This is a genomic window from Bartonella sp. A1379B (assembly GCF_002022485.1).
Lineage (GTDB): Bacteria > Pseudomonadota > Alphaproteobacteria > Rhizobiales > Rhizobiaceae > Bartonella > Bartonella rochalimae.
The window spans coordinates 949,628-969,717 of the sequence record NZ_CP019780.1 but is presented as its reverse complement, the minus strand read 5'-3'; the positions used below and the strand labels follow the sequence as shown (position 1 = coordinate 969,717).

Genomic DNA, 20,090 nt, shown 5'->3' with positions numbered 1-20,090 from the left:
GGTTTTTGACTCCATTGATTTTATTATGTTTTTTCTGTTTTATCCTGAATCTTTTTGAAGCTTTTTTATTGCTTCTATTGCGAGGTGCTTCCTATCCGCTGTTTTAGTATAGAGGGATGCCATGCTATTTTCTGTCTAGCCAAAAATTGCCTTGAGTTGTGAAGCTGTAGCACCAGCATTGGCAGCACGTGTTGCTGTTAGTTTTCTTAATCCATAGGCTGATTTTTGATTTCCGCTTGATTACACGCTTCATGAAATAAGTTGCCAAAGTTTTCTTTTACAAGTTTATTTCCACCCTTTTCGCAAATGAATGTTTCATCACCTACGGGACCAATTTTAAGAGTTTCTGCAAGTTCTAGTAAAATCAGAAGAAAAACATCTGTTTTAAATTGGCTCTTTTCTATTTTGAGATGAATAATATTATCTGTTACATCTTTCCACCTAATCCGAACGGCATCACCACGGCGTAAGCCTGTAAAAGAACATCAATCCAGACACCTTCATGTGTTCCTCTTGTCTAGCAATAGTAGTATTTTTCAATGTCTTCTTCTAGCCGTGGAGCGAAACCTTCTGCGTTCAAGGATTTTGGTGCTTTAATATTCAGAGCAGGATTTCTGTTTAACAGAGCATTCTCAACCGCCCAATTAAAAAGACCATTCAAAGCCGTTAAGAAATGTTTTGTTGCTGCAGGTGTTGCACATCTTCTTTCTACAGCATCAAGAATATGATGTTTTTCTATACTTTTATATGCGTATACGTGCGATCACCAATATGTTTATACACATTGTTCAGAATCCTGTGCTTAACTTTTTTAGTGGATTCTGATTGGTTGTGCCATGATATGCTTTGTAAATATTGATGCAACAACCAATCAAAAGACCCTTCCGTAAGTCTTGTGCGTCTTATTGTTTTTAAGGAGCCATTTTGCGCGTCTTTCAGAGCAAGCGTATAATTGTCAACAAATTCTTGTGTTCCATAGGTTCCGTGCACTCTGCGACGTTGTCCATGATCAATACGGACATACCATATGATTTTACCATGGCGTGTACGTTCACGCACAAGATGTGGTGGACGACGCTTTGGCATGGTTAGAATTTTATGCCATCAACAGAAAGGCAAGATGGGTTAGTACGAAATTCTTCTTGCTCGTTTTCAAGTGAAGGAAAATTATTGATGCTATACACATCATTTATTGTTGGTGATACTACAGTTTTATTGATATGAATTAATAACTCTCCAGATGGTTTAATTTCTATGAGTTCACATCCTTGTTTTTTTGCTTCTTGCAAGGCGCGAGCAATAGCGGGTTGAGTTATGGTGGGAAGGCGGTGTGCCATGTTTTTCTCCTTCAATTGAGATGCAATTCGCCTGTGGCGTGAAGCACGCATGTTTTTAAAGTTGTTAGGAAAGGGCAGGGACGCTGGAGGGGGATGGCTGGAGCGTCCCCATAACTTTAAGCCGCTTGAGCTGTAATCTTTTTGATATCTTGTTCGATTTCTTTTAAAAATGCTTCCACTGCTTGATTGATGGATTCTATCTGTTCATCATTGCGATGGATCCGCTGAACCTTGAGACGTAAGTGAGCAGATTGTCCTGAAAACCCGGGATCATAGCTCAAAAATCACACTACTGACGTCCTGTACAAGCCATTTGAAATTGCATTTATGCTAAATATTCTGGTTTGATTTTTTCTGTCATCCAGAAACGAAGGTGGTTTACAGATTGGGGACATTTAATCTCTATGAGCCCATTCTCACCTATGAGACCATCAGGGCTTGCACTGGCCATTTCGATTGTAGGATATGGGATGAAACCACATGTAACTTCTCTATCATAGATAAAGCTATATTCTTTGAGGGCATCCTCTTCATGTTCAATGCCCCTGTTGAAAGGCAGTTTCGCTTTTCAGACAATAAAGTCATCAGGAAAAGCCGTTGTATTATATATGTTATAAATGAGATGCTGTTTGTGGTAATATAAAAGGGATGTTTTTTTTAGGTATTTCGGAAACTGTGAGCGAGCAATTATAAGCTTTACGCAGATTTTCTGTTGTTAAAACAGTGGAGGCATCTCCTTCACAACAAATTTCTCCTTGTTTTAATAGTATGATTTTATCGGCATAGTGAGCGGCAAGATTGAGATCATGTAGAACAGCAAGAACGCCACCACCACAACGAACAAAATTTTTTATAATATTCATGACAATAAGCTGATGTTGTATATCAAGGTTGGCAATGGGTTCATCTAATATCAGCCAACGAGCAACTCCATTATAAATAGGCTCCCATACTTGGCAAAGAACACGGGCAAGCTGGACTCTAGCTTGTTCACCACCAGATAATTGGTGATAATATCGGTTTTCATAGTCTACCAGACCAACACGTTTTAAAGCTTTTTGAGGGAGGTTTTTAAATTGAGCTTTTGTGATGTTAATCTGGTTGATAGAAAGACCAAGTCTTACTACTTCATGAACGAAAAATGGAAATGCTAGTGTTGTTGATTGAGGCAAAACTGCACGCATCATTGCCATTTTATTTGCTTTTGTTTGTTTAATATCATGGCCATTTAGGGTCATTTTACCATTATAAGGAATTTCTCCACTAAGCGCTTGTATAAAGGTACTTTTTCCAGAGCCATTTGGACCAATAATGATGGTGAGGGTGCCACTTTTAGCTTGAAAGTGAATATGCTTCAGAATATTTGTTTTTCTGCGTTGAATACAGACATTGATCGCTTCAATCATGAAAAATTTATTCCTCGTTGGTATATAAGGATCCAAAGAAAAAAAGGTGCACCAAAAAGTGCTGTGACAATTCCAATGGGTAATTCTGCTGGAGCAATAATACAACGTGCAAAGGTATCAGAAAAAGTCAGTAATACTGCTCCTAAGAGAGCTGAACAAGGGATGAGATAGCGGTGATCAGGACCAATAAGCAGACGTAGAATATGTGGAACAACAATACCAATAAAACCAATTCCACCACTGACAGCAACTGCTCCTCCGCACATTAGAGCAACAAGTAAAACAGCAATGTTTTTAATCCGTTGAATATGAAAACCAATATGTTGAGCGACAGCTTCTCCGAGTGCGAGTGCATTAAGTGCACGTGATAAAAAGGGAGAAAAAAGCAAGCCAATCCAAACAATAGGTAAAATGAGACAAACTTTTAACCACGTAGCACCCGAAAGGGAACCAAGATTCCAAAAAGTAATGTCACGCAATTGTTGATCATTAGCAGTAAAAATTAAACTTCCAACAATAGCGCTGCTGAAAGCACTAAGAGCAATGCCTGCAAGAAGCATCGTTGCAATAGAGGTAAAACTGTGTCGTGTTGCTATTACATAGAGAATCATTGTTGATAAAAGTCCACCAAGAAATGCACCTATGACAATTTTGTAAGATTCTAGAAAAGGAATAAAGAAAGGTGGGAAGGAAATACCAATAACAATGGTTAATACAGCGCCGAGACTTGCACCTGCTGATACACCTACGATTCCAGGATCTGCGAGAGGATTACGAAAGAGTCCCTGCATAAGAACACCAGAAACAGCGAGAGCGGCTCCGACCAATGAGCTTAAGATAATACGAGGTAATCTGATCTCAATGAGGATAAGGTAGTCATACGTCTTGCTAGCTGCTGAAAAATTTTGCGTAAGAATTACATGAATGAGATTAATGAGAGAAGCATTTGATGCACCACTGAATAGTCCACTAAAAATACTGAAGATAAGAATTACTATTAAAATTAATAGCGCAATTTTTCCTCGATTTGTGGGGGGTACTTTTGTATTGTCTATTATTTCAGAGATGTGCGTTGTAGAAATATGCTTAACCATTTCTATCAACTCTTGCCATTTTGTTCTGTGCCATAAAGCATATTAATTAGCTCTTTTGATGCTTCTGCAGTGCGTGGACCAAAACCTAAAAAATACATGGCATCTATTTGTTTAATAGCATGATTTTTAGCTGCAGGTGTTGCTTGAATTGCTGGTATAGCTAAAATTGTATCAATTTTAGTTGAATTTCCATTGTGATTGACAAACAATATGAAATCAGGATTTGAATTTAATAAAGCTTCATTATTTAAAAGCTTATATCCTTTATAATCAGAAATGGCATTTATACCTCCTGAAAGTTTGATCATACCATCAGCTGCAGTATCTGTTCCAGATACCATAACACCTCCGTTTTGTAATGAAAAAATAAAAAGAACGCGTTTTGGTTTAGTTATTTTTGTTAAAAGCATATCATTGTTTATAAAGTTATTGTTCAATTTTTTAATCAGTTCAGCTGCTTGAACTTCTCGATGTAGAGCTTTACCAACAAGGCGAATTTTTTCTATGACACTTTCACGTGAAAAGTTTTCTGGTATGATTACGAGAGGTATTGATGTTTTTTTGAGAATCTCAATTGTTGAAGGAGGACCGCTTCCTTCAATAAGTAATATACCTTCTGGAGAAAGAGATAAAATACCTTCAGGAGAAAGATGGCGCATGTACCCAAGTTCAGGAAGTTTGAGTGCAGCTTGTGGATAGATGCTTGTGCTGTCACGAGCAACAAGTTGATCTTGAGCCCCTAATGCATAAACAGTTTCTGTAAGAGCACCACCAATGGAAATAATTCGGGCATTTTCAGGAAAACTTGTTGTCAGTTCAGCCATTACTTGTTTAGAGAAACAAGTAAAGAACAACAACAAATATAAAAGAGAAAGGCCTGATAGTTTATGCAAAAAAGGTCTCAACATATCTAGGTCTTATCCTTTAAGTAATATTTGTCTCTTGGTACAAAGGCAAATCATTTAGTAAAGAGCGCCATTTTTCGCATTCTTTTTGACCCTCTTTTCTTAGACCAAAGAATTGGACAATCATTTCACCATTTTGATCAAAAACTTCAAGAGAACTAACATAACCCTCACTTATAGGTTTGCGAACATGCCATACTTTGTTAACACCAGAAATAAGCATATGTAAATGAAAGTTGTCATCAAGAATATTGAGCCAAGGTCCCATTTGTTTAATATTTTTAATTGGACCGCTGAAAATTTGAATGCAGCCTTTATTACCAACAAAACACATAATTGGTATTTCTTGTTCAACGGCTTTATTCAGCATCATTTCAATGGATTCTGCACTTAATTCATTAGTAAACTCGTTGCTAGCATGTTTTACAGCATCATGCCGACCAATTTTAAATTCGGAAGTAATTTCATGGAGCTGATGCACATCAGTCATGTTTCTCCAACGATCACGAAATTTCTCAATGTCTAAATTTTCTGTATTGTGTTGTATAGGTGCAGGAGTTGGAGGAATATGAAGAGCAGATGATTGATCTTCATGAAGTAATTTTTCAACAAGTATATTCCATTGTTCCATATTTGTCATGTCTTTAGAATAGACTTTAAAAATAGCGGTACCATATTGATCAAAAAATTGTAAACTTTTTGTCGGCTTTCCAAAAACCATCATTTCATATTCAAAACCAAATTCCCATTTTTTGGGAAAAATCCGCAAATCAATTTCTCCAAATGTCATAGGGATATGTTCATTCAGAACAATTTTTTCAAAACATCCTGTTTTTTCATGAACAGCATATTCATTGCGTGTTAATGCCATAACGGTTTCAATTTTAGGAGCATTTTCAAGGAGAGTAGGAATATCAACTTTTAATCTTTTTGCTTTTCCAATTGTACGATATGCTGCTATGAATTCCGCTTCAGATATACCAATCGAATTAGCAAAATCACGATTACGCATATCTTTTTTTTCTTCACGCATTTTTATAATCATTTCAGCTGTATAAGACATAGGCTTTCCTTACTTTATTTAGAGTCAATTTTACTTCATTTTAAAAAATTATGCTGAGCCATTGTAAACAATGGCTCAGCTTGTCAATCAATTGCCCCTATCAATAATAAAAATTGAATCTGATAAATTAAAAATATTTACAATCCTTTTCCCAAATTTTGGGTTAGAATAAAGTAAGGATTAAAATGCAATAACATACCTTTTTATCAATTATAATTTCCTCAATAGTTTAAAGACTGACAACAATAATTAAAATTCTTGTACATAAGATATCTTAAAGTTACGACCAGGCTGACTAAAATAATCTTTTGGTGGTAACGATTGGCGTCTAGGAATAGGAGAAGGGGAAGGTAGATCAGCTGCATTCCAGTATTTTTGGTCAAAAAGATTATAAACACCAGCTCTTATAATTGGGCCTTTCTCACCGAAAGGTTTCCACCAACCCAATATATCAACGACACCATAGCCTGGAATTTTGTTGTAATCAGAATTTCCTTCTACTTTATCACGCTTAGCAGCCAAAGTTAGTATAATATCTGTTCCCCAAAGTTCTTTTTCATATCCCAATCCAAAGACTGTTTTAAAAGCTGGAATTGAATTGAGATATTCATCTTTATCGAGATCTTTTCCTTGTGTATAAGCAAGGGCAAAATTACTATGAAGGCCATTCATCAAGGTGAAATGTGCTTTCGTTTCGACACCAGAAATACGCACATGCGCACGGTTTACATAATGTTTGCGCGCATACATAAATTCTTTTGAAGGTCCTTTATCTATAACATCAATAAAGTTTTTATATTCATTGGTGAAAACACTGAAAGAACCATTTAAATGCATGTTATTGTATTGTACACCAATATCATATCCATTACTGGTTTCTGGTTTAAGATCAGGATTTCCAATCATATAGTAAAAAGGAGATTTGACAAAGGTTAAGTAAAGCTCCGAAACGCTCGGCGCGCGAAAAGCTTGCGCCCACTGAGTATAAAATAATACTTGATTATTAGCATTCCATTCTATCCGCATTTTAGGAGAAAAATGTGAGCCGCTACTTTCTTCAGGCATTATCCTGGAACCTAATGCTTTTTCAAAAGCAGGTGTTCTTTGAGGGATATGTTTATACCAATCATAACGTATTCCGGGGATAAAACGAAGGTTATTATTAGAAAAACCTATTTCGTTTTCGAGAGTCAGACCAAAACCTTGGCTATTTGTGTCAGGTGCATCTGATTTATTTGTACCTAGGAATACACACCCACGCTCATTGCCTCTTAAATGACAATTATCTTTACCTGATGCATATTGATGAAATTTAGATGCAAAAACATTTGCAGCAAACTTTAACTTATGACTCATAGAACCAATATCCACTTTTTTAAAGCTATAAGTGTTAAAGCCATAATCCGTATTGCGCATAAAGTTATCTCTTAAATAATCTCCTTTGGGTATTTGTATGCGATATCCATTTAAGATATGATTATTTGATTGCTTTTGCCAATAAAGTTGCCCATGAAATGCATCAAAAACAGCATCTCCATTGCCGTTATAATCATAAGAAACAGAAAAACGTTTACGACGTGTATTCCTCTCATTATAAACAGATTTTGGAGAAAATATTTCAGTTGAAGCATTCAATGAATGAGTGTCTTTGTTGTAAGAAAAACGTTCTGCTGTAAAGCCAAATCGATGATTATCATTAAGATATTGATGGACTTTAAAGAGCAGATTATTTTTGTCAAAATCAGCAGGATTTTCGCGTGTGCGTTTATCTCCATCAACCTCTACAGTACCCATATTCTTACGTTGATGACCTTCTGCACGAGAGCCCTGAAAAAGAAGCAAGGTTTGGTTAGCACGCACTGCAAAAGCTTGATTTACATGCCAACTTTTATCAGCAGAATTGTAGCTGCCTTTTGTAAGGGCTCCCCAATTCTTTTCTTTTGTAAGGAGGTCTTCAGGATTAAGAGTACGCAAGGCAATAATTCCACCTAATGCACCAGAACCATAAAAACTAGAATCTGAACCACGAATAATATCAATTGTAGAAAGCGCATTAAAAGCAAATGCAGAACTTCCACCTTTAATACCACGTACTCCATCATTCAGCCATGGGAGAGGAACACCATCTATTGTTGTTAAAACACGATTGGCATTTAAACCACGAATTACGAAACTGTTATTATCTGTATTATAGTTTATAGAGGGATTAAGATGGCTAATATCGTGAATATCATTTATTTGTTTTTTATCAATATTTTGGGTAGTTTCACGATCAGTCAAAACCGTCGCTTTATTCAAAGAATTTTCTATTTTTTTTTCAATTACGATTGGTTTAAGTTTAGTTATAGAATCCTTATTATTACCATTTTGTGCAAAAACAAATGAAGGTATACAAACTGAGAGCATACCTGAAATCATATACTTTTTATAGATATTTCGCTTTATTCGCATAGTTCACCATCATTTTTCTTAAAAACACCCCCTACCTAAGCTTTCGTATATAAAACACACACAAAAAATATTCATCTTACTAATTACACACTGTAATCACATAATTGGTAAGCTAAACACTTAATTACTAATATAATCATATTAAACATGATAAAAATCGTCAAGAAAAAAGTTGTGCTTTAAAGATGACATGTTTTAATAGAACTGAGCTTCGATTATTTAGCTTAGAATGGTGGTAGATGAGATGATGAAGAGTGTAAGTATTGGGCGAGTATTAGCTCTTTGGATAGGTGCTTTTTTGTGTTCTTTTGTTTTACATATTGGAATAGGAGCACGATTTTATTTTAAAAGTATTTATATGAATGATTTTATGTTCTCACCGATGGCTATGTTAATTGTTGTACCAGAGATTATGCACTCCGATGTTAATTTAGATACAGAAATAGTAGAGTTTGATATTTTAAAACAAGAAGAAATATCAAAATCAGAATTCAGTAAAGTTCAATCAGAAAATTCTCTATCAAAAGAGGGGCAGATTACGGAAGAGTTGCAGTCTATCGCAGAAAAAAATGATTTGAAAGTGTTGAAACCTTTGGAAAAATCTTCTCCATCAGAAATAAATCGTAAAGTTTTTATAAAAAAGCGATCATCAACACTGAATGTTACAGCGAAGAAAAGTAATGAAAAAAAAGCACATTCATTTTCTGAAAGTAGGGATAATCATATAATGGCATTTGACAGTGCATTATCAGAACGTTGGTTAGCAAAGGTACAAATACAGTTAGAAAAACAAAAAAGTTACATTATAGGACAGCGTATTAGTAGTGCACAAGGAGTCGTGCAGTTAGAATTTAAAGTGCATGAACAAGGAGGTATTTTTGCCAGCCGTATTATGCTTTCTTCTGGTAATCGGGAACTTGATTGGTTGGCTATGACAGCACTTAAACGTATTGACATGTTTCCTCCACCACCACGTGAAATGGTGAATAAAACTATTAGAGTATCTTTGGTGTTCGAGTAAAGAAAGTAAAATGACTATATAAATCATATATCGTATTTGGATTTTTCAGAAGGGTAATATATTGAAACTTATGATATTCTTGGTTATCGGGAGGGAATAACTGAGATGGTTTCTGTTAGATTTATAGAGATAGAAAAGTTTATAGCATTATTAGTATGTCTAACTACCTATCTACGGGACTAAAAATGTTTACGCTTATGACAAAGATACAGTTGTAATTATGTAGGGGGTAGGGAAGAGAAGATTATTAAAAACGCTTAACCTTATGACAAAACGAACTTTGCGAGATTTACGAAATTGAGATTACTTTGAATTATGTCTTTGAAAAGAATGTATGTTATTCAATAAACACTAAAAGGAGAAACTGAAATTTATGTGGATACTCCTTTTAGATACTCAATTGAAAGAAATAGAAAAGGTGAGCAAAGAAGAAAATCATTCCTTTTAAAAGTAAAACTATTTTATTGTACATAGAAAATGAGCAATGCATTTATATAACTAAGGTAAATTATTTAACTGTTACGCTATGTGGTAATAGTTTACACTACTTACTATAGCGCTTGCAGAAAATAGGTAGTGATGTAAAAATGGGTGCATGTTTTTTTATATTCGCGATTGTTAGATATGTTTGATGTACCATTTCAGCCAAATTTTTCATATGAACTTGATTTGCAAAAAAAAGGTTTCTTTTATATAGCAGGCGTTGATGAAGTTGGTCGTGGACCTTTAGCTGGGCCTGTAGTGACGGCAGCAGTTATTTTAGATAAAGACCGTATTCCTGAAGGCTTGAATGACTCAAAAAAACTCTCTAGCCAACAGCGTAATAGACTTTATTATGAAATTTTGCGAAATGCATTAGCGATTTCGGTTGCTAGTCTTTGTGCTCGGACAATTGATAAGTCTAATATTAGAAAAGCGACTTTAGAGGCAATGCGGCATTGTATTACAGGGCTTGCTATTTCAGCGCATTATGCGTTGATTGATGGGCGTGATATTCCTTCTGATCTGCCCTGTCCTGCAGTTGCTTTGATTAAAGGTGATCAGTCTTCAGTTTCAATTGCGGCAGCGTCTATTATTGCTAAAGTAATTCGTGATAGGATGATGCAATATGCTGGGCGGATTTATCAAAATTATGGTTTAGAGAAGCACGTAGGTTATGGAACAGTAGCACATCGAGCAGCTATCGATAAGTATGGGCCTATTGTAAGATTACATCGTTATAGTTTTTCTCCTCTTAAAGAACGCTATAAGGATAGTATTTAATGACGATCTTACCATTTAATAATGCTGCAATAAACCAAGCAGTTGCGATTTTTCAACAAGGACAATTAGTGGCTTTGCCGACAGAAACTGTTTATGGATTAGCTGGAGACGCGACAAATGGAAAGGCTGTGGCGTCTATTTTTTCTACAAAGGCACGACCACTCTTTAACCCTCTTATCGTTCATGTAAGTGACATAGTTATGGCAGAATGTTATGTGAAAATTGATTTGCTTTCACGTCGATTAATGGAAGCATTTTGGCCAGGTCCTTTAACTGTAGTTTTGCCATTAAAGGCTCATCATAATATTCACCCTTTAACAACTGCTGGCCTTAATACATTGGCTATTCGCTCTCCAAAGGGAGGCTTTGCAGAAGTTATTCGTCATTTTGGACGTCCTTTAGCAGCGCCTAGTGCTAATCAATCAGGAAAATTGAGTCCTACTTCAGCTTTATCTGTGTTTACATCTTTAGGAACATCAGTGCCTTTAATTATTGATGGTGGAGCTTCAAAAATAGGGATTGAATCAACGATTATTAAAATTTGTGATGAAAATATTTATTTATTGCGTCCAGGAGGATTAGCTATTGAAGAAATTGAAAAAGTGGCAAAGAAGTCTGTAAAACGTTTGGAGCAGCAAACTGCAATTGAAGCTCCAGGGATGTTAAAATCACATTATGCACCTAATACTTCTATGCGTTTAAATGTAAAAAAGGTGAAAAGCGGTGAAGCACTTTTAGCATTTGGACCTAAACGTATTGAAGGTGTTGAAAATGCCGTTGCTGTTCTGAACCTGAGTACAAGTGGTCGATTAGAAGAAGCTGCATTCCATTTATTTCAATATATGCAGCAATTGGATTCACTTGAAGTGAAGTGCATTGCAGTGGAGCCTATTCCATTCTACGGATTAGGGGAAGCTATTAATGATCGTTTAATACGCGCTGCGGCTCCAAAAGGGAAATAAAAATGGAGCAAGGTTTAATTGAGTCTTTTAAAAGCATTGTCGGTTCTGAATATGCTATAACAGATCAGGCACTGATTGCACCTTATTTATTTGAAAATCGTCGACTTTTTCATGGTAAATCGCCATTACTTTTACGGCCATCTTCTACAAAAGAAGTATCATTGATTATGCATTTGGCTAGTCAAACGTGTACGCCGATTGTTCCTCAAGGAGGAAATACTGGTCTTGTAGGTGCTCAGTTGCCAGATGATAGTGGGCACAGTGTTATTTTATCTATGGAACGTTTGAATAAGATTCGATCATTGGATCTTAAGGATAATTTCGCTATAGTAGAGGCTGGAGTTATTCTAAAAACGTTACAAAAAAAAGCTGATAAAATGAATCGTTTTTTTCCTCTTTCTTTGGCTTCTGAAGAATCGTGTCAGATAGGAGGTAACCTATCTTCTAATGCTGGAGGAACGGGGGGATTAGCTTATGGTAATATGCGTGATTTGTGTCTTGGTTTAGAAGTCGTTTTACCTGATGGACGTATTTTGGATGATTTGCGATTTGTGAAGAAAGATAATAGCGGCTACAATTTGAAAGATCTTTTTATTGGTGCGGAAGGGACTTTAGGAGTTATTACCGCAGCAGTTTTAAAGCTTTTTCCAAAACCAAAGGGGAAAGAAGTTGCTCTTGTAGGTTTAGATAGTCCAGCGAAAGTTGTAGAGCTTTTATCTCTTGCTCAATGCCACGGGGGGACATTATTGACTGGTTTTGAGCTCATGGGAAAACTTAGTTTTCAAATGGCTTTAAATTATAAGATGTGTTCCCGATCTCCTTTTGATCGTGAGCATGAATGGTATGTTTTGATTAATATGTCATCATCACGAAGTGACAACGATGCATTATCAGCATTGCATATTGTTTTAGAAATGGCTTTAAAGAATTCTATTATTGACGATGCAGTTGTTGCTCAATCATTAAAACAGCAAGATTTTTTTTGGCAATTGCGTGAAAGTATATCACCTGCACAGAAATTAGCAGGAGGATCTATAAAACATGATATTGCTGTACCTATTGCTTCCATTTCTGATTTTATTACTGAGGCTGCTCTTATTGTTGAAGAAATAATTCCAGGTGCACAAGTAGTTTGTTTCGGACATGTGGGTGATGGGAATCTTCATTATAATATTACACAACCAGTTGGAGCGGATACTGCAGCATTTTTAAAATTATGGCCGAAAATAAACCATCGTATTCATTGTTTAGCAATACAATATCATGGCACATTTTCTGCTGAACATGGAATTGGTCAGCTTAAACGAGAAGAACTACGTACTTTTAAGTCATCTGTTTCATTAGAAATTATGCAAGAGATTAAGAAGATATTTGATCCTTTAGGAATTATGAATCCTGGAAAAATATTATAATTTCAGAAGAATAAATATTTTTTGTATTTTTATTTAGAATTTAATAACCAAAAAGAAACTAAGTTTTTTTATATAACTTTGTTAATAATCTAATGAAGAAAATCTGCTAGATTGTGTGGCTTATTGAAAAAATTGGGAATATTATGTATGGCTAATCAATGCTTTAATCAGGCAAAGGCGGTGCTTGAGTTTCGACTAGATCCGTATCATTTGCCACAAATAACGACATATTTTGTATCAAAAACGGGTAATCAAATAGTTTGTTCGTTAAATAAATGTGGTGTTTTTTTTAAATTGGGGGCTTCTTCAAGACTGTCACGTTTGATCCCAGCTCACCATTTTAGAGGGGTTGTAGCCCGTATAGTTGATACTCTCTCAGGTGAGAAAGCCATAACATTAGAGCTATTTCATGTAGATGAGGAGATTTGTATTCCACTGTTAGTTTCTAGAAAATTAAATAATGTTTTTCTGGATTGGCGATTGTGGACGCAGATTTACAATCTTCCTATGCTTATGATTGATGAGTATAGCAATATTGTCAAGGTTCAAGATCGTTCTATTATGCATCAATTTTTTCATATGGTATCACCTAATTCTGCACAGAAGCGTTTTTTACTTCGTGGGCATAATTCATTAGGTTTACGTTTGATGATTAACAATCAGACTGCATTGTAGAAAATATACGTTCATTTTTATATGTTGTGCAGTCATGTATATTTATTTCATTTGCGTTTTGACTTTTTATTCATGATAATTGAATTCCTATCTAATAAAAATAGAAAAGAATTGTAAGTATTTGAAACATTCAGAAAAAATTAAAAGGCGTATGCTTGTCTTCGAACTTGATCAAAAGAAGGCAATAGAAGCGCAAAAAGCGCATTGTCGTCGTTATACCAGAAGATTGAAGACATTTTTACATTTATTAATATTGTGGCTGATTTGTGTTTCTGTTTATTGTGGTTTTCTCATCATGATTGAGGGACAAAATTGGACGCATTATTGGGGAAAGTCTCTTATCAAAACGGCTTGCATTTATGCTGCAATTATTTGTGTTATTTGGGCACTGAATTATTATGTTTTAGTAACGCATAAAGCGTATCGTTTAGTAAAAAATAATCAGCAAATAGGTCTTAAACAAGTATGGCAATGGGATGATCATGCGCTTGCGATTCGAAACTCTTATATACAGGGCACTTATCCTTTTCGTCTGTTTTATGATTGGCATGAGTATCCAAATTTTTTAGCACTCTATATTTCAGAGGAAAAATTCAACATTCTTCCTAAAGCTATCATGACTAAAGAGCAGTTAGCTGATTTACGCACTATTCTATCACGTGAAATTACGAGTCCTAAAAAAAGACTTTAAAAATCTAATTTTCTCGCATGATAGCTCGCCATCCAATATCACGGCGTACAAAACCTTCTGGCCAATCAATACAGTCCACCGCTTCGTAAGCGCGTTTTTGAGCGATTTTTATGGTTTTTCCTGTTGCTGTTATATTTAAAACACGTCCGCTATTCGCAATTAATTCTCCATTGCATAAGGCTGTACCAGCTTGAAAAACTTTTACATTAGGGAGAGAATTTACTTTATCAATATTGCGAATTACACTCCCTTTTTGAGGAGAAACAGGGTAGCCATTAGCGGCCATAACAACTGTTAAAGCAGTTTCTTCAGACCATTGAAGATTTTTCTTTTCAAGGTTTCCTTGAGCCGCTGCAAGAAAAAGTGGAAGAATATCATCTTTTAGACGCATCATTAAAACTTGGCACTCAGGATCACCAAATCGCACATTAAACTCAATTAATTGGGGACCTTTTTGTGTTATCATCAACCCAACGAAGAGAATTCCCTTAAAAGATATATCCATTTCAGCTAGACCGCGTAGAGCTGGTGTAACAATTTCTTGAAGAGTACGGTTAACCATTTCTTCCGTCATGATAGGAGCTGGTGAATAGGCTCCCATGCCACCTGTATTGACACCTGTATCACCATCACCAATACGTTTATGATCTTGTGCAGATCCAAAGGGGATAGCTATTTTGCCATCACAAAGGCAGAAAAAACTTGTTTCTTCTCCTTCGAGGAAAGCTTCAACAACTACTTCTTTTCCTGCATCGCCGAATGTCCCTTCAAAACAAGAATCAATTGCATCAAATGCTTCTTCCATTGTCATAGCAACTACAACGCCTTTACCGGCAGCTAAACCATCAGCTTTAATAACGATAGGAATACCTTGTTGATGAATATAAGATTTAGCTTTCAAAGCATTATCAAAGCGTTGATAAGGAGCTGTAGGAATATTATTTTTGTAACACAGGTCTTTTGTAAAACCTTTTGAGCCTTCTAGCTGAGCAGCTTTTTGATTCGGTCCGAATACACAGATATGAGCTGCATTAAGGGCATCTGTTATACCCCCTACTAATGGGGCTTCTGGACCGACAACTACGAGATCAATAGTATTTTTTTTACAAAAATTAATGATACTACAATGATCATTAATGTCTAAGTTAATATTTGTACCAAATTCCATTGTTGCAGGATTTCCAGGAGTACAATATAATTTCGTTAGCAGTGGAGATGCTGCTATTTTCCATGCTAAAGCATGTTCTCGTCCGCCTGAACCTATAAGAAGAACGTTCATTGCTTGCTCCTATCATAGAAGATGGTTAAACTGATTATTTGTCATAAGAATGAAATATTTCTATTGCAAGTCTAAAAGGTGAAATCATTTAATGAAAAAAAGTAAAGATATTTTGCATATTCAGTCCTGTGATAAGCAGGGACGAGTTATGGATGCAGTGCCAAAACAGTGGGTTTATGATTTTCTTCCTTGTTCTTTATGGCTATATGCTCAATTAGCTCGATGGGACAGGCCTATTGGATGGAAACTATTGATGTGGCCTTGTTTTTGGTCAACAACTATGGCTATTTCTTGTGAGATGTCACAATTATCTATTTTGTCGAGTGTTGTTAATTGGATTTGGTATCTTTTTTTATTCTTCGTAGGCTCTATAGCTATGCGGGGTGCAGGTTGTACATGGAATGACCTTGTTGATCAAGAAATTGATTCTAAAATAGAACGAACACGTTCTCGCCCATTGCCCACTGGTCAAGTGAGTCGGTTTCAGGCAAAAATTTTTATATTGATACAATGTATTATAGGCCTAGGTGTTTTATTGCAATTTAATAAATTTACTTTTTTTTAGGTCTTTCATCACTGGTAGCAGTTATACTTTATCCTTTTATGAAACGTATAACAAATTGGCCGCAATTTTTTTTAGGTATTGCATTTAATTGGGGAGCATTAATGGGATGGGCTGCGGTACATGGGAGTTTAAGTTGGGCTCCAATAGCACTTTATGGAGGCTCAATTCTATGGACGATAGGATATGATACAATTTATGCTCATCAAGATAAAGATGATGATGTGATTGTTGGTGTTCGTTCTACGGCACTTCTCTTTGGTAAAAAAACGAAATATGCATTGATATTTTTATATGGTGGTTTTGTGATTTTAACCAGCTTGGCATTTTATTTGGCTCAAGTTCCTATTCTGAGTTTTTTAGGGATTTTTATCGCAGCGATCCATATGTTTATACAAATTAAAGTTATTGATATTGACAATAATTTACAATGTTTACGACTTTTCAAGTCTAATTCGTTTGTTGGTTTTTTGATCTTTGTTGGTTTGGTATGCGGAGAAATCTCGGCGGTATTATATTCTGTGATTTTGTGATATTTATGACAATATAAAATAATCTATGAAGTAGAAATTTGTTATCATATAAACAGGAAACGTATTGTTTTGAGAGTTTAAGAATTAAGGATAGAGTTTTTGCTTCTTCCAGCTGTTTTGTTTAATAGAGTCTCGTGTAAAGAGTAAGCGATCATGTAAACGGAATGGGCGATCACGCCAGAATTCAATAGAAAGAGGGTTTACACAAAATCCAGACCAGTGAGGTGGGCGTGGGATTTTTTTTGCAGCATATTGTGCGGTATATTCGGTGATTGCTTTTTCAAGAGCAAAGCGGTTCTCTAATATTTGAGATTGTTTAGATGCCCATGCGCCAATTTGGCTTCCACGTGGACGTGATTGAAAATATGCATCTGCTTCCTCAGTGCTGACTTTTTCAACGTTTCCCCTGATTCGAACTTGACGACGGAGTGATTTCCAATGAAAGCCTAAGGATGCTTTCATTGATGCTAAAATTTCTTGTCCTTTGCAACTTTCGTAGTTTGTGTAGAAGATAAATCCTCTAGAACTGAAATCTTTGAGAAGAACCATGCGAACGTTAGGTAAGCCTGTTGTATCTACTGTTGCTAAAGCCATAGCATTTGGATCATTGATTTCGCTTGTTGTTGCTTCTTCAAGCCACTGTGTAAAGAGTACAAAGGGATCTTGTATTTGTACAAAGTTATCATTTGTTTGTGTTGTATTGTTCATAATAGACTTTTATCAATTAGCATGAATGAAGGATTATCAGGGTCGTTTTTTATATCAGCTAACAAAAGACTGCTCTTTTTATTTTGAAAAATTAATAATATTACATATTTTTATCATAGTTTTTTAATGATGTTGGTTTTTAGTATGAGTTGCAATACATTATGTTAGGTATAAAAATATTTATTCCATATGGTATTTCCATTTATTTATAAACATATAGATAAAGTAGAAATTACTTTAGTTAAATTGATTCAAGAATAAAATTACTAAAAATATACCGGTTGATATTAAAAATGACAAAACTGGAAAGAAGACAATATGCGTGATCCCTATACAGTTCTAGGTGTGGCGCGCACCGCAAGACCGCAAGAGATTAAATCTGCATTCAGAAAACTAGCGAAAAAATATCATCCAGATCATAATATGGGTGATGTGAAGGCTAAAGAAAAGTTTGCTGAAGTGAATCAAGCCTATGAAATTATAGGAGATAAAGATAAAAAAATACAATTTGACCGGGGTGAAATTGATGCAGAAGGAAAACCACTCCATCAAGCTTATAGCGCTGGAGGACATTTTAGAGAAGGACATAATCCTTTTTCAGGAAGTACAGGAGGGTTTGACTTTGGTTCTTCAAGTGGTGTAGGTTTTGACGCAAGCGATATTTTTCGTGATTTATTTGGAAAAGGAAGAGGTTTCTCGCATTCTACACAACATAATCAGTCTCAACAAGGAGCTCATATTCGGACTAGTCTTTCTGTAACCTTGGAACAGATGGTTGGTGCAGAAAAGGTGGAAACAATTTTTCCTAATGGCAAAAAACTAAAAATTAAGCTTCCGGTTTATGTTGAAGATGGGCAAACTATCCGTTTAAAAGGTCAGGGAGAAAAAGTTCCGTATGGACAATCAGGGGATGCGTTGGTAACGATTCATATCCAAAAACATCCTCGTTTACGAGTTGAAGGAAGGGCACTTCATCTTGATTTGCCAATTCCTCTTAAAGACGCTGTGTTGGGAACAAAAGAGGAAATTCAGACATTAGAAGGACGCGTCGTTGTAACAATTCCTGCATGGTCAAGTTCTGATCGTGTTTTACGGCTAAAAGGGAAAGGACTTCATTTAAAAAATGGAGAAAGAGATGACCTTTATGTGCATGTTCGTATCATGTTACCCAAAAAGGATCCTGCATTAGAACAGTTCTTGCAAATGGAGAAGAGTTAAGATTGTTTATAAGACGAAATTATAGTTTTGATTTGATTTTAAACCAACTGCTTGAAGAAAAAGTTTACCTGTGCCATAGGCAAGTGGGTAATATTAATTTTTTGTTGCGATGAGGCAATGTTAATGGCTGATAGTAATAATTTATTATGCGGTAAGCGTGGTCTAATTTTGGGGTTGGCCAATAATCGATCTATTGCATGGGGAATAGCTAAGGCAGCAAGTGCTGCAGGAGCAGAGCTTGCTTTTACTTATCAAGGTGAAGCATTGAAGAAGCGTGTTGAACCTTTGGCCGAAGAAGTAAGAGGAATTGTTTGTGGTCATTGTGATGTATCTGATAGTAAATCTATTGATACAGTTTTTAATGAAATAGAAAGAAAATGGGGTAAGCTTGATTTTTTAGTTCATGCTATTGGTTTTTCTGACAAAGATGAATTAAGCGGTCGTTACATTGATGTCAGCGAATCAAATTTTATGATGACAATGAATATTTCTGTTTATTCTTTGACAGCTCTTACACAGCGTGCAGAAAAGTTGATGTCAGGTGGTGGTTCGATTTTAACATTGACTTATTATGGTGCTGAGAAAGTTGTTCCTAACTATAATGTGATGGGGGTTGCTAAGGCTGCTCTTGAGGCTAGCGTAAAATATTTAGCTGTAGATTTAGGACCGAAGAATATTCGTGTTAATGCTTTGTCAGCAGGGCCTATAAAAACGTTGGCTGCTTCCGGTATTGGTGACTTTCGTTATATTCTTAAATGGAATGAGTATAATGCTCCTTTACGTCGTACAGTGACAATAGAAGAGGTTGGTGATTCTGCGCTATACTTTCTTTCAGATTTATCTCGTTCTGTTACGGGAGAAGTACATCATGTAGATTCAGGGTATCATATTATAGGTATGAAAGCCGTTGATGCACCAGATATTTCCGTTATTAAAGAGTAAGGGGTGAGCTTACTTTATCAGTAACAATTTGACTACAGTTGAAATGGTTAATAATAGTCTTAAGTGAGATGATCTTGCTTGCAGATTAATGTACTTGATTATCTGTATTTTGTGTGCTGTGGTTTTGTATATTTAAAAAATGAGACTGTTTCCATATCGCCTATACATTGATCATTTATTTCGTGTGACAATATGGTATGAGAATATGGAGTTAAGTTGTGCGTTGAGTACATTATTGAGGATTGTTCTCTAGGGATTATTTTCACTTTTACAGAAATTCAGTCATATCTTGATAATGGTGAGCAGAACAATCAAAATTAAAGCATAACGTCAAGAATTAAGTCAGGTAGAAGTTCTTTCAGGAGTTATTACTCAGGTTGATGCTATAACATGAGTAACAATAGGAATGCTAGTTTCAATATTTATTTAGGGTACAGATCAGTGATTAGAAGATTATAATATAATAGTTAATTATTATTATCTAAGTTATGCAGGTTTTATATATGATGTTAAATATGAAATTCTTTATTGTTATAATGGTGAGCGTACTGCAACAGCTGAAATAATA

Annotated in this window: 16 protein-coding genes and 3 pseudogenes; 9 read left to right on the top strand and 10 right to left on the bottom strand. The window is 35.5% G+C overall.

The window, feature by feature from the left end; translation table 11 throughout:
• Nucleotides 1-39: 39 nt before the first annotated feature.
• From BA1379B_RS04195 to BA1379B_RS04155, 8 genes and pseudogenes are all read right to left on the bottom strand, one after another.
• Nucleotides 40-1,086: pseudogene (locus BA1379B_RS04195) on the bottom strand (tyrosine-type recombinase/integrase).
• Between the two features lie 2 nt (nt 1,087-1,088).
• Nucleotides 1,089-1,337, bottom strand: coding sequence for a hypothetical protein (locus BA1379B_RS04185; protein ID WP_035007055.1), 249 nt, complete (start codon nt 1,335-1,337; stop codon nt 1,089-1,091).
• A 116-nt stretch (nt 1,338-1,453) separates the two neighbouring features.
• Nucleotides 1,454-1,881: pseudogene (locus BA1379B_RS04180) on the bottom strand (lambda exonuclease family protein); the annotation flags it as partial.
• A 67-nt stretch (nt 1,882-1,948) separates the two neighbouring features.
• Nucleotides 1,949-2,743: a heme ABC transporter ATP-binding protein gene (locus BA1379B_RS04175; protein ID WP_078692412.1), complete on the bottom strand. Its 795-nt coding sequence runs from the start codon at nt 2,741-2,743 to the stop codon at nt 1,949-1,951.
• Entirely contained in the window at nt 2,740-3,837 is a 1,098-nt protein-coding gene (locus tag BA1379B_RS04170; protein WP_035007057.1) for a FecCD family ABC transporter permease, read from the bottom strand. Before BA1379B_RS04170 ends, BA1379B_RS04175 begins: the two co-directional genes overlap by 4 nt.
• Nucleotides 3,838-3,842: 5 nt before the next feature.
• Nucleotides 3,843-4,745: a heme/hemin ABC transporter substrate-binding protein gene (locus BA1379B_RS04165; RefSeq protein ID WP_035007058.1), complete on the bottom strand. Its 903-nt coding sequence runs from the start codon at nt 4,743-4,745 to the stop codon at nt 3,843-3,845.
• 16 nt (nt 4,746-4,761) lie between these two features.
• Nucleotides 4,762-5,805, bottom strand: a complete 1,044-nt coding sequence (locus tag BA1379B_RS04160; RefSeq protein ID WP_078692411.1) for a hemin-degrading factor — start codon at nt 5,803-5,805, stop codon at nt 4,762-4,764.
• A gap of 249 nt (nt 5,806-6,054) precedes the next feature.
• The gene (locus BA1379B_RS04155) at nt 6,055-8,256 is read right to left on the bottom strand and encodes a TonB-dependent hemoglobin/transferrin/lactoferrin family receptor (RefSeq protein ID WP_078692410.1); all 2,202 of its coding nucleotides are present in this window, start codon (nt 8,254-8,256) and stop codon (nt 6,055-6,057) included.
• Nucleotides 8,257-8,500: 244 nt separating this feature from the next.
• Here BA1379B_RS04155 and BA1379B_RS04150 point away from each other — a divergent pair, with 244 nt between their 5' ends.
• The 6 genes from BA1379B_RS04150 to BA1379B_RS04125 all read left to right on the top strand — a co-directional run bounded on the left by BA1379B_RS04150 (nt 8,501) and on the right by BA1379B_RS04125 (nt 14,280).
• The gene (locus tag BA1379B_RS04150; RefSeq protein ID WP_236829041.1) at nt 8,501-9,277 is read left to right on the top strand and encodes an energy transducer TonB family protein; all 777 of its coding nucleotides are present in this window, start codon (nt 8,501-8,503) and stop codon (nt 9,275-9,277) included.
• A 624-nt stretch (nt 9,278-9,901) separates the two neighbouring features.
• Nucleotides 9,902-10,540 (top strand): ribonuclease HII, encoded by a 639-nt coding sequence (locus tag BA1379B_RS04145; RefSeq protein ID WP_078673887.1) that lies wholly within the window; start codon nt 9,902-9,904, stop codon nt 10,538-10,540.
• Complete coding sequence (locus BA1379B_RS04140; RefSeq protein WP_035007069.1) at nt 10,540-11,502, top strand: L-threonylcarbamoyladenylate synthase; 963 nt, start codon at nt 10,540-10,542, stop codon at nt 11,500-11,502. Before BA1379B_RS04145 ends, BA1379B_RS04140 begins: the two co-directional genes overlap by 1 nt.
• Nucleotides 11,503-11,504: 2 nt before the next feature.
• Nucleotides 11,505-12,914, top strand: coding sequence for an FAD-binding oxidoreductase (locus BA1379B_RS04135; RefSeq protein WP_035007071.1), 1,410 nt, complete (start codon nt 11,505-11,507; stop codon nt 12,912-12,914).
• Between the two features lie 147 nt (nt 12,915-13,061).
• Nucleotides 13,062-13,589: a DUF6101 family protein gene (locus BA1379B_RS04130; protein ID WP_035007073.1), complete on the top strand. Its 528-nt coding sequence runs from the start codon at nt 13,062-13,064 to the stop codon at nt 13,587-13,589.
• A gap of 121 nt (nt 13,590-13,710) precedes the next feature.
• Entirely contained in the window at nt 13,711-14,280 is a 570-nt protein-coding gene (locus tag BA1379B_RS04125; RefSeq protein ID WP_035007074.1) for a YcxB family protein, read from the top strand.
• A 4-nt stretch (nt 14,281-14,284) separates the two neighbouring features.
• Here the strand turns inward: BA1379B_RS04125 and purD are convergent, their stop codons facing one another.
• The gene (gene purD / locus BA1379B_RS04120) at nt 14,285-15,559 is read right to left on the bottom strand and encodes a phosphoribosylamine--glycine ligase (RefSeq protein WP_078692409.1); all 1,275 of its coding nucleotides are present in this window, start codon (nt 15,557-15,559) and stop codon (nt 14,285-14,287) included.
• A 91-nt stretch (nt 15,560-15,650) separates the two neighbouring features.
• Between purD and ubiA the strand changes: the two are divergent.
• Nucleotides 15,651-16,654 (top strand): annotated as a pseudogene (gene ubiA / locus BA1379B_RS04115) (4-hydroxybenzoate octaprenyltransferase).
• Between the two features lie 84 nt (nt 16,655-16,738).
• Here ubiA and pdxH read toward each other — a convergent pair.
• Complete coding sequence (gene pdxH / locus BA1379B_RS04110; RefSeq protein WP_035007077.1) at nt 16,739-17,362, bottom strand: pyridoxamine 5'-phosphate oxidase; 624 nt, start codon at nt 17,360-17,362, stop codon at nt 16,739-16,741.
• Between the two features lie 318 nt (nt 17,363-17,680).
• On the opposite strand from pdxH, the gene BA1379B_RS04105 reads away from it, so the two are divergent.
• Both BA1379B_RS04105 and fabI read left to right on the top strand, forming a co-directional pair.
• On the top strand, nt 17,681-18,580 hold the full coding sequence (locus BA1379B_RS04105) for a DnaJ C-terminal domain-containing protein (RefSeq protein ID WP_035007078.1): 900 nt from the start codon (nt 17,681-17,683) through the stop codon (nt 18,578-18,580).
• A gap of 123 nt (nt 18,581-18,703) precedes the next feature.
• Complete coding sequence (gene fabI / locus BA1379B_RS04100; RefSeq protein ID WP_078673885.1) at nt 18,704-19,522, top strand: enoyl-ACP reductase FabI; 819 nt, start codon at nt 18,704-18,706, stop codon at nt 19,520-19,522.
• Nucleotides 19,523-20,090 lie beyond the last annotated feature (568 nt).